The sequence below is a fragment of the Streptomyces sp. NPDC086554 genome, assembly GCF_040686095.1.
In the GTDB taxonomy this organism is placed as follows: Bacteria; Actinomycetota; Actinomycetes; order Streptomycetales; family Streptomycetaceae; genus Streptomyces.
In genome coordinates this window covers 1-12,678 of the sequence record NZ_JBFBJK010000002.1, presented here as the reverse complement: position 1 = coordinate 12,678, position 12,678 = coordinate 1, and the positions used below count along the sequence as shown (strand labels likewise).

Below are 12,678 nucleotides of genomic sequence, written 5' to 3'. Positions count from 1 at the left end.
CCGTCCGGGTGGAGGCGGCTGCCCTTTTCCGTCCGGGGACCTAGTCAGAGAGGGCGCTGGCTGTTACGTGATCCGGGTGCGGATGGGGCATGAGGCGTCGTCCGCTCACGCAGAGCTCACGCATTGCTGGCCGACGATCGAAAAGCTGTCCCGTAACTGCGGGATCGTGAGGAACGGTCCCGGTTTTGGTGAGGTCAGCTGAAGAGAAGTTCGACGTCCTTCGCGACACAGAGTCGAAGTACGACCGTCAATTGTTGGGCCGCATCGATGTGTGCCTGAGGGGCGTCGGCCTCGCTCGACCACTGGTTGACGATCGCCTCCAGCCGGGGCAGGAGGGCGGCGCATTCGGCGGGCGACAGCTCGCCGCCGCCGTCATCGGGGCGATCGAGGAGGGGTACGAGAGAGGTGGAGACGTCACTCCAGGGGCACTCCCCGCCGAAGCCCCACATCTCGGAGAGAGTGAGTCCTTCCGCTCGCGCCAGCTGTCGCCGAAACGCGGCGAAGCCGCTGTAGGACCAGGAGACATCCGGGCTGCTGTTGTCGCCGTCGCCTGGGAAAAGAACCAGTCCCATGCACCACTCCTGCTCATGGAGACGACAGGATCTAGGAAAAGGGGCAGCGTCAGCAACCGCAATGATCTTGACCGGGCCGAGCCCGCTCTGCTTCGGCAAGTTGGTGACCATGCTGCGCCGGGAGGGAGCCGACGAGGTGCGGCGTGGGCGGCTGTTGAGTCTGACGTTGGAGGACCGCATCTTCCTGGTCGCGGCTTAGGACTTCTCAGGTGGAACGGGCAAGAGGAAGAAACGGCAAGCTGGTCCAGGGTGTTGGGTCGGCAAGGGGCGGTTTCTGGTGCACCGACTCAGCGGGCCATCCAGCGGTCCATCTCCCGCGCCCGGGTGTCCAGCGCGGTGGCGATGGTGGCTGTCCCGGTCCAGGGATTGCTGGGAACCTGCAGGTCGCGCTCGACGCCACCACACGTATGGCCGGACGGCGGTTCGGGCATCTCCACTTCGATTCCCGCGCGCCGCGCGAGCGCGACCGCTGTCGCCACGAACCCTTCGGAGAGCGCGAGGATCACGGAGTGCCCCGTCCGGCAGTGCCAGGTGACCAGGCTGCGTGCGAACTCCGCGTACACGGCCGGATCGATCTCGAGTGTGTCCGGGTCGCCCCGATACTTGCCCTGGCCGATTCCCGAGGCCAGCTTGAGCTCGGCCTCGAAGACCTCGACCTGCCGTAGGAAGAGGCGGCCGGCACCGTTCGACGGGTTCCACAGCGTCTCGTCACCGATGTCGAAGTACATGCTCATCGCCGATCCCCTTCTCAGCCGCCCCCGGCACAGGGTAGAAGATCGTGCGGGTGGCAGGCACCTGGGTAAAACGGTGCCTTGGAGCACCAAAGCTCGTTGTTCTGGCATGGGCATAGTTGAGCATCTGGCGCCGGATGGACTGTGGGAGATCTTTCAGGACGTGGCACCAGAGCCGTCTGCGCGGCCTCGGTGCGGCGGCCGGCGACGGTGTGACGACCGCGCGGTCCTGGCCGCGATCATCTTCGTCGCCACGTCGGGCTGCACCTGGCGGCAGCTACCGCCGGTCTTCGGCGCCTCCTGGCAAACGGTCCACCGACGCTTTACTGGCTTAAGAGCTGCTCTACGCTCGCTGCGTGGGCCTGTGCATGGAACTCCTGATCGTCGACTGCGCGTACATAGAAGCGGCGCCGGCCGAGCTGCGGGCCGACCTGGTGGAGACCGCTGCGTTCGGCAGTGACGACGTCTGGGAGGCCAACCCTTCGGAGGGATGGACCTGGCCTGATGCCGGGAACGGTCCCTGGTACGCACGCTACGAGTTCCGCAACACCCTCACCTCGTACAAGCCGCACTTCTGGGCCGGTGAACGCTGGGACAAGATGCGAAGGTTCGTCCGGCCCGGACTTCGCACGGCACTCGACGAGTTCAGTGCTCCATTGTTCTGGGGCGAATACAACTGGGAGTTCGCGGAACCTCCATTCACGCCTGCCGTTCCCGGACGGGAGAACCACTGGTGCCCAGAGACCATGCTGTGGCTCCTCCCTGAGGACGTGGCAGCGCTCCATCACTTCTGGACCCAGGTCGAGCCCGGCCTGCCGTCCCTACGCGAACCGTTCGCACAGCACGTCGCCGAGCCCACGGGGCGGATCAGCGACTTCTCGTCGTTTGTTGCCCTCGTCACCGAATGGGGGGAGGTAGTCACCGAGGCTGCAGTGCGCGAGTGGGGCGTCATCGGTCTGAAGTGCTGACTTAGACCCCGAGCAGCGCTAGCGGCCCCCGGCCGTATGGCGGCCGACCAGTCGCCCTCGTTCGCGTGTACGCGGCTGGGGAGAAAGGTGGCCCTGGCAAGATTTTCGGGCTCTGTCGCTGATTTGGGGGCAACGGCTGCGGCCAAGGCTTGGGCATCACCTGGGTATGGACGGGGTCGTGAGCATTGCTGATCGCTGGTCTCCGAGGGCGCCCTGCCGCACACGGCCCGATGTACCGGCGGCTGTCCTCGCAGCTGGCCCGCGCCCGTCGCGAGGGCCGGTTCCCCGACCTGATCGACGCCGTCCGCGCGGTCCACGTGCCGCCGGCCCGGCCGGACGCGGACGCGTTCGTGGCTCAGATGCCCGGCTGGTTCCGCCTGGACCGCACCGAGGGGCAGACGCATGCCCTGTACGTCGCTGCCGAAAAGGACACTCTTCGGCAGCAGCTGACCGAATGGCTCGATGAGGCGGGCATCCCGGTGCTGGTGGTCCGCGGCTTCGGCTCCCAGTCCTACGCCGACGTCGTACGCGACCGTGTCGCCGCCGACCCCAGGGAGGCGGTGCTCCTGGTGGTCGGCGATTTCGACTGCTCGGGCGAGGACATCGAGCGGGACTGGGTAGTGCGCACGGGCTGTTGGAGTCGGGTCACCAGGGTGCTGCTCACCTACGACCAGGTGCGCGCCTACGAGCTGCCCGCGACCGAGGGCAAGCGCGGCGACCCGCGATGGCCGGCCTTCGCCGATCGCTACGGCTTCGACCCCGCCCGCCCGGTGCAGTGTGAGGTCGAAGCTCTCGAGCCGGACGAACTGCAGCGCCTGGTCCTCGCTGCCGTCGACCCGTACATCGACCGTGCCGTGCTCGCTGAGCAGATCACCTGCGAGGAAGAGCAGCGCCGCGTCCTCGCCGACTTCCTGAGCGGCTGGGACGCGGCGGGCGGGATGTAGCTCTAGCGCTGCGTCGGGGCCTAGGCGGCCTGGGCGAAGTGCAGCACCACGGCCTTGGTTCCGGTGCTGCCAGCCGTACTGCGGCTTCGGCGATGGCTGGTACTACGGCGGACTCGTAGTCGCCCCCGAGCTCCCGCTCAATGGTGCCGACGGCTCGGTGCCGGGCGCAAGCGGCCCAGTACTTGCTCTGGGGCGTTCAGCACGCCAGCGTGAGTCGCGAACAGGCGAGCATGTTTGAGATAGCCGCTGCCTCCTCGGCCGTGGATTCCCCTCGGGCAGGAAGCGAGCGACGAGGGCCTTCTCGAGGGTCCGCGATTGTGCCGAGCGCGACCGTCCAGATCGCACGGGAGACCCCCTATCGAAACCCTCGTCGCCGAGCAGCTAGCCCGTTTCGGAGTCGCTAAGTCCCGCTGAGATCCTGCCTGTTATGGATTCCACCATCACCGCCGCACTCATCGCCATGCCGTCGGCGGTCATCGCATCCGTCGCCGCGTACGCGGTTGGTCGCGCGCAGGCCCGCGCCGCTCACCGAGGACCCATCGAAGCTGTACGTCGTCAGCACCAGCACGAGGTCTGTGCTGCGTTCCATGCCGCCATCACCGCGTATGACGACGCACTCAAAGCGGGGATGAATGCGAGATCGCGCGGACCCCACGCCGCGGACTTCCAGCTCAGCATCGAAGTGACCGGTACCCGCAGTTAAGGCACCGTGGTCAGCGTCCATGACGCCCTGATCACCCCGCTTGCCGATCTCCGACGCTTCGGGGCGGCCGTCGAACTCGACGGCCCCGAAGACGTAGCCGCCGCAGCCCGTACGGTTCTGTCCCTTGCGCGCCCCGCACACGAGGCTCTGCTCTGGTGCCGGTGGCATGTCGGGCTATACGAGAGCCGCTCCGTCGGCGAGATCACCGCATCGGAGATCGCCGTCTACGTCTCCCAATTCGAAGAGGCGCACGGTGCCATGGAAACGGCGCTCGACGCCTTCACTGCGGCAGCTCGTCACCATTTCAACAACATCGCCTGAACGTCTCTGTACGCCCGTCTCGCGTCATCGCATGGCTGGGCAGGTGCGGCCAGGAACGGCTACTGACGGTCGACCCCGCGGGGCTCGCCGTTATTTCGTACCCGGCGTAGTCCTGCGCTCACCCTTGCTATGCCCACTCAACCCCAACTCGGCCGGGAGGTGTCCAGGAGTTCCTTTTCTGATTAGCGCGTGGTGCTGTGACCTGGGGTGATCAGTTGGATTTGCGGTCAGCAGGACCTGCTCGGTAAAGAGAAAGTCGGTGCCGGTGGAGCGGCTGCTCGGCAGCGAAACGTTGCACCACGGTGTCGAAGGCACCGAGTGCCGACCGGAAGGCCGTGGACGGAGTGTCCGCTGCCCACACCTTTACGAGGCTGGTCAGAGCATGGAGAAGGGACCGCCTCAGAGGAGTGGAGGCGTCCCCGAAGCCCATCACTTCGGCAACCGTGGCCGGCGACGGCGGGGTGCTGCAGAAGCGTCGCCGTAGCCCCCGGCGCGGGCCGCGGCCATCAACGTGAGCGCCGTCGCCCCCCAAAGGGCCACGCTTGCTGCGCATGGTCTCCAGACCAGAGGTCGCCGCTGGGGAGGAGTCCCGCCCGGGGCGCTGGCCCTGGGAGCTGGCGGGCTGGCGCGGATGCAACCGGGGTCCAAAGGCACCAGACCAGACGGCGCGACGCTCCCCGCATCGAGAAGCCGACCGTGCTGCCGGAGAACACCGCGCCGACGGCGGCCGTGCCGCTGAGGAGCGTGAGCCTTTCGCCCTCCAGCCTGCTCAGTTGCGGAGCAGGTTAAAGAATCTTGGTGCATGGAGGCAGCGCTTTGGGTTGATCGTTCGACTCCATGGTGTGAACACTCTTCTCGTGCATGGAAGTGGCTGGCTGGGGACGGTAGTTGGTCAGTCCGGGTTCTGGTTGGCGTTGTGTCTACTTGCTGCTCTTGCGGGTGCTTCGGCGTTCCTGGCGGAATGGCAGCGCAGGGTCACTCTGATCGCCTTGGTGCATAACGCTCCGGACGGCACGGTGGTGGTTCAGGAGCGGGGGAGAGGGGGGCCTGCGATGCAGGTGTATGTCGGCGCTCCATCAGAAACGAATCAGGGGGAAACCGGTGTGACGCAACGACAACGACAGGTCACTGCGCTATGGGAGCGGGAGGGGGCTGGGCTGTCCCGCTACGCGAGGGTTCGGACCGGCTGTGACCAGGATGAGGCCGAGGATCTCGTGCAGCAGACGTTCGTGGCGGCCTTTGAGCAGTGGGCATCTCTCGTTCCCTTGGACTCGGAGCAGCGCCGCAACTGGCTGCGCAGTGTGTGCCGCAACAAGTGGATCGACGGCTTGCGGCGGGAGATCCTTGGGGGGAGTCTGCAGCCTGGCATGGAGCGGCTGTATGGCCGTGTCGCCCCAGATCCGGCGGATGTGGTCATTGCTCGGGACGACTTGGACTGCTGCTTGCAGGTGATCCGCGGACTTCCGCCGAGGCGCAGGCAGGTTGCCTTGCTCTACTTCTTCGAGCAGCAGTCCGTGCCGTACATCGCAGAGTTGCTGGACCTCCAGCCGGGGGGAGTCCGCAAGCACGTGGCGAAGGCCAAGGAAGCGCTGCGTGTGGCTCTGCCCGGGCTGCTTGACCCGGAACCCGTTGACACGAACTCCGCTGAGACGGGCACGTCACGAGAGGGAGAGGGGGAGCGGGCATGACGGACCGCGACCACAACGACTTCGTCGACACCATGATCGGTAACCTGCTACACCAGGTTGAAGCCGCTGTGACTGTCGATCAGGAGAGCCTGGACCGGAGCAGGCAGCGGCTGCTCGACTGGATGGCGGAGAACGACGAGGCCTCGTCCGGACCGACCTCGACCCCTGAGGGGGACCGCGCAGGCCCGGTGCCTGCCCCGCACCGGCGCGAAGCCACCCAGGATCCACGACCGCTCAACGAAGTGGTCTTCCTGACTGTCGCAGAAGTCGCCTCCGTGATGCGCGTCTCCAAGATGACGGTCTACCGGCTGGTCCACAGCGGTCACCTCCCCGCGATCCGGGTTGGCCGATCCTTCCGTGTCCCCGAGCAGGCGGTTCACGAGTACCTGCGCGAAAGCTCCGTGGAGCACATTGATCCCACCGACCGGCCCTGACCCGCGGTTCTTGTGGCGGTGGCCATTCCGCGCCTCGGCAGTGAGATCTCAGAGCACCTCCACTTTTCGTCATAGTGACGTAAAGTGGAGGTGGGCAGGGCGCCATCACCCGAAGGCCTATGCCCGTCATGCTGTCGTGGCTGGAGGGCCGTTATGGAGATGGAACCGCATGTGACTCTGGCGTTCGCACTGCGTGCCACTCCTGGCGCGTATGTCGTGTTGCTCGGGGCCGGTGCCTCGGTGCCCTCGGGTATCCCGCACGCCTGGGACATCCAGCAGGACCTAATCGGGCGCCTGGCCGTTGCCGAGGGCGCCGCCGAGATCGGTGATCCGCACACCTGGTACCAGGAACGGCACGGACGGCCCGCAACGTACGACGGTCTCCTGGATGCCCTGACTACCACGGCGTTTGAGCGGCAGGCGTTGCTGCGCTCCTACTTCGAGCCCGATGAGCAGGAGCGGGAGGAGGGCCGGAAGAAGCCCACCGCGGCCCACCACGCCATCGCCCGGCTCGTGGCAGCCGGACTCGTGCGGGTCGTGCTGACCACCAACTTCGACCGACTGATCGAGACCGCCCTGCGCGAGGCGGGCATCGAGCCCACCGTGGTGGCCCACCCCGACGACGCCACTGGTCTTGCCCCGCTGCACACGCTGAACTGCCTGGTGGTGCACCTGCACGGCGACTACCTCAACCCCACCAGCATGCTCAACACGCCCGAGGAACTCGACCGGTACTCCCCACAGGTCGACGTCCTCCTGGATCGGGTGTTCGCCGACTATGGGCTCGCCGTCGCCGGGTGGTCCGCCAAATGGGACCCCGCCCTGCGCAACGCCATTGCCCGGAGCACCACCCGCACGTTCACCACCTACTGGGCCGACCCCCGCCCTTTGGCCGACCAGGCCCGAGACCTGGCAATCCTTCGCTCTGCCACATACGTGCCGGCTGACGCCGATACCTTCTTCGGGCAGCTCGCCGACGCCGCCGACGCCCTCGCCGAAACTGGCCGTCAGCACCCCGCCAGCATCGCGATCGCTGTTGCCTCCGCCAAGCGCGCCCTCGCCGGGAACCAGCAGGCCATCTCCCTCCATGACACCCTCCGCAGGGAGTTCACCCGCATTGCCACCCTTCCACTCCGGACGGCCCGGCCGTGGGACCCCGCGGACGTCGAGGCTGAGTACGGGCGTCGACTGCGGATCCTGGAAACCGAGGTGGAACAGCTCCTCGCCCTGGTTGCCACCGTCGCCTACTGGGGCAGCGAAGAGACCGACCGATGGTGGATCCGCGACATCGACCAGCTCGCCGTCCCGGCGCACGAGAGCGGGAAGACCGCATTGCTAAACCTAGTGCGGGCCCCCGCCACGATGGTGATCTACGCGGCAGGCATCGCCGCGCTCGCCGCCGAACGCTGGCCGACCCTGGTCCGCATCCTCACCGAGCCGCTGGCTGAGAACACGTCCAAAGACGAAGTCCTGCCCGCGGCGGCGCTACTCAGCCCTCACGCCACACTCTCCGTGGCCGATGCCGGAGAACGACTCCATCAGCAACTCAGTGCCACCTTCACTGACCACCTCGCGCTGAGCGATACCAGTTACACCGACACCTGGGAGCGCTTTGAGTACCTGCGCCTCATCACCGCACGTAGCGTCGGCCGCAACACGGGGAGTCCTGCTTTCATCCGCCGCACCGGGCTCATGGGCGCCTACCAGGCGGCACCCGCCACCTGGCTTCAGCGCGACCTGGAGCGCCACGGCAAGAACCACCCGCTGCTCCAGGCGGGCTTCCTGGACGGCAACCTCGAAAAGCTCCAGGGGACAAAGCAGGTTCTCGACGCTGAGTACAACCATTGGGCCACTCAGCAGTAGGGGAAACCGATAGCGGCACTACGGCAGCCAACGCAAACGGCACTGCCCGGGGCCTCACCCGTCCCGGTCACGCCCACTCGACTCCCAGCTCGGCGAGCGCGGTGTCCAGGAGTGCTTTTTCTGATTAGCGCGTGGTGCTGTGACCTGGGGTGATCAGTTGGATGGCTGGCTCGCGGGGGAGGAGTTCGGCGGGTGAGTGTGGGGTGGTGGCGGTGTTGTGCTGTCATGTCGTGCCGTTGGCCTGTGGGTTGTCAGGTTGGCAGGCGCGTGTGATCAGTTCTTGTCATCATTACTGAGCGCTGATCATCTCCAGCGATTGTTGGTATGTCGCAAGCGAGGCCGAGGCGACTGCGCCGTCTCATAGGGGGGAAGGGCGGCAGGGCGAGCGCCTTAGTGCTGTCCTCTTCGGGCTCTGGTGACGGTGGCCGTGGCGCGTGATGGTTCGGCTCTACCAGAGGTTGCGGACGGGGTCGTCGGTTCCAAAGGCACGTTGCTCGGCGGAGCGGAGCATCTTGGCGTAGGTCTTCTCCTGCTCGCACACGTCTGGTACCTCGTGCGGTTGTGCGTCCCCGTGGGGGAGGTCCCGCCACCCGTAGGCCGGCCGTGGTTGTGGGTTCAGCCAGTAGTCGGCTGTGACCACTCGGCAGGAACCGTCGCCCGTGTCGTGCGTGATGGCGGTGGGACAGTCGGTGTGGAGGTCGCCGGCACCGAGAACGATGGCGGGGGAGTGGAGTGCCTCAGCGATCTTTCGCAGTTTGGTCACTTCGACGGCGTTCAACTGTCGTCCGCTGCGCTTGACTTCGGCGGGTACCACGGCGCCGTCGGCGAACAGCAGCACGATGTCGGCTTCTCCGATCTCCTGGTCACCGCGGTAGAAGTTGACGCCTGGATGGGCGCCGACGAGGTGGCCTGGTCGGGTTTGGAACACGGAGATGAGCCATCGCATGATCAGCGCGTGGTAGATCGAGTCGTCGTCGATGGAGCGACGTAGCGGCTCGGCCAGGCGGTACTGGAAGGGCAGGTTGAAAAGGTTGAACGGAGCCGCCATGATCAGTCCACAGCGCGGGCAGGGCAGTGGCGGTACGGCTTGCCCCAGCTCCAGCAGCAGTTTGTTCCGGCAGTGCTCGCATTTGAGCTGGACGAGACGCTGCACCAGCTTCCGTCTGTCGGCCCAGCGCAGCCATGTCTCTGCTGTGCTGCGTTCTCCGCGCAGCGCTTGCTGGACTTGATTCACGTCGAGGGTCCCGGAGGTCTCCTGATCGTGGGAGACGTTCACGTCGGTGATGAGCGCTTTCAGTTCCTCAAATGCTTGCTCGGGATCTCGCTGCGCGTCGGCGACGGTCCTGGCTTGCTTGTCCGTGCGCCTTTTCCACCAGCTCATCGAGGTGCTTGCTGCAGTCTTGTAGAGCAGTTCCAACAGCCCACGGTGACACAGCCAGCGCAGCTCGGCGGGGTCGCCAAGCAATCTGGTCAATGCCATGGCGTGGCGGCCGTTGGCCGACGCCTCCACTCTCAATCCGTGGTCGTGGGCCACTGCTTCAAGCATGGTCCACGTCTGTGGCCACACCACTTCCTGGAAGGTGTCCTTGCCGGCCGGGGCGATGAACCCACTGCCTCCGTATTGCAACGATTTCTTTGCGCCGCGGAGCACCGTGGACGCGGGAACCGGTCGTCTGTCGACCTGGACCGTCAGCTTCAGGGGCACCGTCCGTCCGCCAGTGACACTTAGCCACTCCCGGTCCTCGTCCGTGCGGGTTGGGACCAGAGCGTGCCCTTGTTCAAAGGTCAGGGACGTGGCTGTGCTGCGGGCCGCTGGACGGGCAGGCGCCAACACGTCGTCCAACTGGGGCGTCTCCGGTCGTCCGCCACTCGTAGTGGCGCCGTCGGCGACCGCGGACAGCTCGGGCGAGGAAAGGCTCGCGGATACCAGGGCTGGATGGGCGCTGAGGCCTCGCATCGGGAAGTGCTGCGTGACCTCGCGGAGCAGTTCGATGGTTGGTTGGAGGTCTGGTGTGCCGTCAGCTTTGCGCTGGTAGGGCAGGCCCAGCGGCAGGCCGACAGGCCAGCCATGCAGTGCCCGCAGATTCCACAGCAGGCAGGCGTCAGCGACGCTTTCCGGCTCGTACAGCACAACCACGTCGCCCGCGTTCTGCCGCGACCACACCCCTGGCTCGTTGAGCCAACCGTCCAGGGCGCTCACGCTCGCTGCTGATCTGCGCGTCGACAAGGCGATCCGACTCAGGCCAGCGGGACACCCGCCACTCAACCGTTCCTTCAGGTCCGCAAGCCCCGGTGCCGTCACCGTCTCATGCCGGACCTCAAGCACGTCGCTGTACCGCAAGCCGTCTTGGGCTCCTCCTCTCGCGAGGAGATCGCCGTCCGGGCTGACCGGCAGCCGACCGCACGTCATCAGATAGCCCAGGGCCCATGGGCCGTGATCGGGCACAGTCACGGACGTGACCGCGCGGAGCTGCTCCGCGCTTCGAGCAGCAGCAACCAGGAGAACTGGATGCCCACCCAACCCTGTACCGACCCGCAAATCCGCCTGGTCACCTAGGGACTGAAAGGCCGACCACACTTCTCCCGGTACCGACTGTTCGGGTGGAACGACGAGACGGTCCACCTCGCTTCGCCGCAACAGATCCGGATACGGCTCCTGCATAGTGCCGTTGGTGGCCCGGACTGGGATCAGCAGGGAACTTGTCCCTCCCCAGGTCTGGCACAGAAGCTCGACCAGCGCCACCAGGCTTGCGTAGTCGTCATCCGGTACCAGCCGAGCTACACGTGTCGGGCGCAGATGGCGATACGCCTGGAGGGCGCCTGACAATGGCTCAGCGTCAAGGACTCCACGCATGTGCTCTCCCGCGCCAGCGAATCGGGCCAGGACCTGAGACTAACGACCCTGATACTGCTGAGCGCTGAAGCGGCCGCATGTCTCACCGTGTGCAGTGCCGTGCGAGCCCCGTTGGCTGCTATGCCCTCCCCGTCGGGGCAGCCTCCTGCTCAACGCTGAGCGGCTCATAGGTTGTAGATCCCTGCAGCGGCGAGGAGTTGTTGTTGGTGGGGGAGGGGCCAGGTGCGTTGCTGCTGTTGGAGCCAGCGGCGGGTGGCGGGGGTGGGCATGTACGTGGTGGTAGGCGCGTTGCCACAGGATGGGCCAGGGCGGGTTCCACCAGCGGTCGATCGTGGTCAGCGTCTGCTGGGTGGGGGAGGGGGTGCTGCGCTTCTTCGCGAGTTCTCGTTGCCGGTTGAGCCATTCGCCGAGGGGGAAGCCGTCGTGGACCGTCTTGATCGGCGGGCAGAGGTGGCCGTGTTCGCCGGCCCATGCGCGGGCGTGGCCGAGGGCCTCGGGGTGGGGCCGGGGCGGGTGCTGTGTGGCCAGTGGCTGGCTGTCTGGGTGGTGATGCCGATGGCGTTCAGTAGGCGCTGCTGACCGGGGTGGAGCAGGCGGTACTGGAGGCAGGCCCGGGTGATCCAGGTGCCCAGGACGGTACTTGGGGCGGGGACGCGGGCGGTGGGGTCGAAGGGTTTGCCCGCGGCGATGTGGTTGAGGGCGCGGTGGTAGTTGCAGTGCCAAGCTGTGTCCCAGGGTGGGTTCCACCATGGGTCGATCGTGGCGAGCTCGGCCAGGTGGGGTGAGGGCGGCAGTGAGGCGCGGGCGCGTTGTTTGGCTCGGTTGCGTTGGCTGAACAGCCACGCCCCCAAGGGGTAGCCGTCGTGTCGGGTGCCGCGGGGGACCGCGAGGTGGCCGTGTTCAGCGTGCCAGGCCCGGGCGTGTGCCAGGGCTGTTTCGAAGCCCGGCCTCAGATCGGGGCGGTGCCAGAAAGGTCCGTACCCCGACACATAAGCTGGTGCACTGCCGCCTTGCGCTCATCACGCAGTACCCACCAGCCCTGCTGGCCCGCTTGCGGAGGCTCGATGAGGCAACGGCGGCCAGGGGCGCCCCCGTATGCCGGCCAGCGCTACGTGCCGTGCGACCAGCGTAATGCGAGCACCGGCCTACGCGCGGGCGGGAACGCCAGCCACCCCGTCTTCGCTGCCCTCAGCGCGGTCGTCACCGGCGTCGACCTAGTCGGCTGTGCCGAGGCTCGTTAGTTGTCACCGGCGGAGCCAAATAGGCTGGCAGAAGAGCCGGGCCGAGGCAGCCTGGTTGTCACCTGGGAGGCAGGCTACTTGTCACAGACGCTCAATCAGCAGCCGTCCTGTCACCAGGTCGAGGCGTGACGCGCGACGAGCTCGCCGAGATACTCGGTGAGCAGACAACAGCATGTGGACCTGCGCGCGACGCGTTGATCGCCGGCGGAACCTTCGTTGTCTGGGACGGCCTGGTTCCTGCCGACCGCCTGGCACATACCTACCTGTGGAACGTCTTGATATTCCCCAGGGCTGGGGTCACGTAATTCCCCAGCCCCTCGCGTGATCGGGCTCTATTTGGTCAGGACTTGCCGGGCTTG

General features: G+C 66.5%; 12 protein-coding genes and 2 pseudogenes. 9 read left to right on the top strand and 5 right to left on the bottom strand.

Annotated elements, in window-relative coordinates; genetic code table 11:
* Positions 1-194 precede the first annotated feature (194 nt).
* Entirely contained in the window at positions 195-572 is a 378-nt protein-coding gene (locus AB0O76_RS02690) for a hypothetical protein (RefSeq protein WP_365484498.1), read from the bottom strand.
* Positions 573-633: 61 nt separating this feature from the next.
* Here AB0O76_RS02690 and AB0O76_RS02685 point away from each other — a divergent pair.
* Positions 634-768 (top strand): annotated as a pseudogene (locus AB0O76_RS02685) (IS5/IS1182 family transposase); the annotation flags it as partial.
* A 91-nt stretch (positions 769-859) separates the two neighbouring features.
* Here AB0O76_RS02685 and AB0O76_RS02680 read toward each other — a convergent pair.
* The gene (locus AB0O76_RS02680; protein ID WP_365484495.1) at positions 860-1,306 is read right to left on the bottom strand and encodes a DUF6086 family protein; all 447 of its coding nucleotides are present in this window, start codon (positions 1,304-1,306) and stop codon (positions 860-862) included.
* A 106-nt stretch (positions 1,307-1,412) separates the two neighbouring features.
* On the opposite strand from AB0O76_RS02680, the pseudogene AB0O76_RS02675 reads away from it, so the two are divergent.
* From AB0O76_RS02675 to AB0O76_RS02640, 8 genes and pseudogenes are all read left to right on the top strand, one after another.
* Positions 1,413-1,631: pseudogene (locus AB0O76_RS02675) on the top strand (transposase); the annotation flags it as partial.
* A 28-nt stretch (positions 1,632-1,659) separates the two neighbouring features.
* Positions 1,660-2,271 (top strand): hypothetical protein, encoded by a 612-nt coding sequence (locus AB0O76_RS02670; RefSeq protein ID WP_365484492.1) that lies wholly within the window; start codon positions 1,660-1,662, stop codon positions 2,269-2,271.
* Positions 2,272-2,501: 230 nt separating this feature from the next.
* Positions 2,502-3,215, top strand: coding sequence for a hypothetical protein (locus AB0O76_RS02665; protein ID WP_365484489.1), 714 nt, complete (start codon positions 2,502-2,504; stop codon positions 3,213-3,215).
* 427 nt (positions 3,216-3,642) lie between these two features.
* Entirely contained in the window at positions 3,643-3,918 is a 276-nt protein-coding gene (locus tag AB0O76_RS02660; protein WP_365484486.1) for a hypothetical protein, read from the top strand.
* A gap of 6 nt (positions 3,919-3,924) precedes the next feature.
* On the top strand, positions 3,925-4,239 hold the full coding sequence (locus AB0O76_RS02655) for a hypothetical protein (protein WP_365484484.1): 315 nt from the start codon (positions 3,925-3,927) through the stop codon (positions 4,237-4,239).
* Between the two features lie 842 nt (positions 4,240-5,081).
* The gene (locus AB0O76_RS02650) at positions 5,082-5,927 is read left to right on the top strand and encodes a sigma-70 family RNA polymerase sigma factor (protein ID WP_365484481.1); all 846 of its coding nucleotides are present in this window, start codon (positions 5,082-5,084) and stop codon (positions 5,925-5,927) included.
* A 188-nt stretch (positions 5,928-6,115) separates the two neighbouring features.
* The gene (locus tag AB0O76_RS02645; RefSeq protein ID WP_365485500.1) at positions 6,116-6,361 is read left to right on the top strand and encodes a helix-turn-helix domain-containing protein; all 246 of its coding nucleotides are present in this window, start codon (positions 6,116-6,118) and stop codon (positions 6,359-6,361) included.
* Between the two features lie 153 nt (positions 6,362-6,514).
* Positions 6,515-8,224: an SIR2 family protein gene (locus tag AB0O76_RS02640; protein WP_365484478.1), complete on the top strand. Its 1,710-nt coding sequence runs from the start codon at positions 6,515-6,517 to the stop codon at positions 8,222-8,224.
* Between the two features lie 448 nt (positions 8,225-8,672).
* Here AB0O76_RS02640 and AB0O76_RS02635 read toward each other — a convergent pair whose 3' ends face one another.
* From AB0O76_RS02635 to AB0O76_RS02625, 3 genes are all read right to left on the bottom strand, one after another.
* Positions 8,673-10,967 carry a hypothetical protein gene (locus AB0O76_RS02635; protein ID WP_365484475.1) on the bottom strand — a complete coding sequence of 765 codons (2,295 nt, stop codon included), beginning with the start codon at positions 10,965-10,967 and terminating at the stop codon, positions 8,673-8,675.
* 150 nt (positions 10,968-11,117) lie between these two features.
* Entirely contained in the window at positions 11,118-11,516 is a 399-nt protein-coding gene (locus AB0O76_RS02630) for a hypothetical protein (RefSeq protein WP_365485498.1), read from the bottom strand.
* Positions 11,414-12,067: a helicase associated domain-containing protein gene (locus AB0O76_RS02625; RefSeq protein ID WP_365484472.1), complete on the bottom strand. Its 654-nt coding sequence runs from the start codon at positions 12,065-12,067 to the stop codon at positions 11,414-11,416. Before AB0O76_RS02625 ends, AB0O76_RS02630 begins: the two co-directional genes overlap by 103 nt.
* Between the last annotated feature and the right edge of the window lie 611 nt (positions 12,068-12,678).

Coding starts and splice junctions, on each gene's coding strand:
- AB0O76_RS02690 (WP_365484498.1), bottom strand. CDS start 572: ATGGGACTGGTTCTTTTCCCAGGCGACGGCGACAACAGCAGCCCGGAT.
- AB0O76_RS02680 (WP_365484495.1), bottom strand. CDS start 1,306: ATGAGCATGTACTTCGACATCGGTGACGAGACGCTGTGGAACCCGTCG.
- AB0O76_RS02665 (WP_365484489.1), top strand. CDS start 2,502: ATGTACCGGCGGCTGTCCTCGCAGCTGGCCCGCGCCCGTCGCGAGGGC.
- AB0O76_RS02660 (WP_365484486.1), top strand. CDS start 3,643: ATGGATTCCACCATCACCGCCGCACTCATCGCCATGCCGTCGGCGGTC.
- AB0O76_RS02640 (WP_365484478.1), top strand. CDS start 6,515: ATGGAGATGGAACCGCATGTGACTCTGGCGTTCGCACTGCGTGCCACT.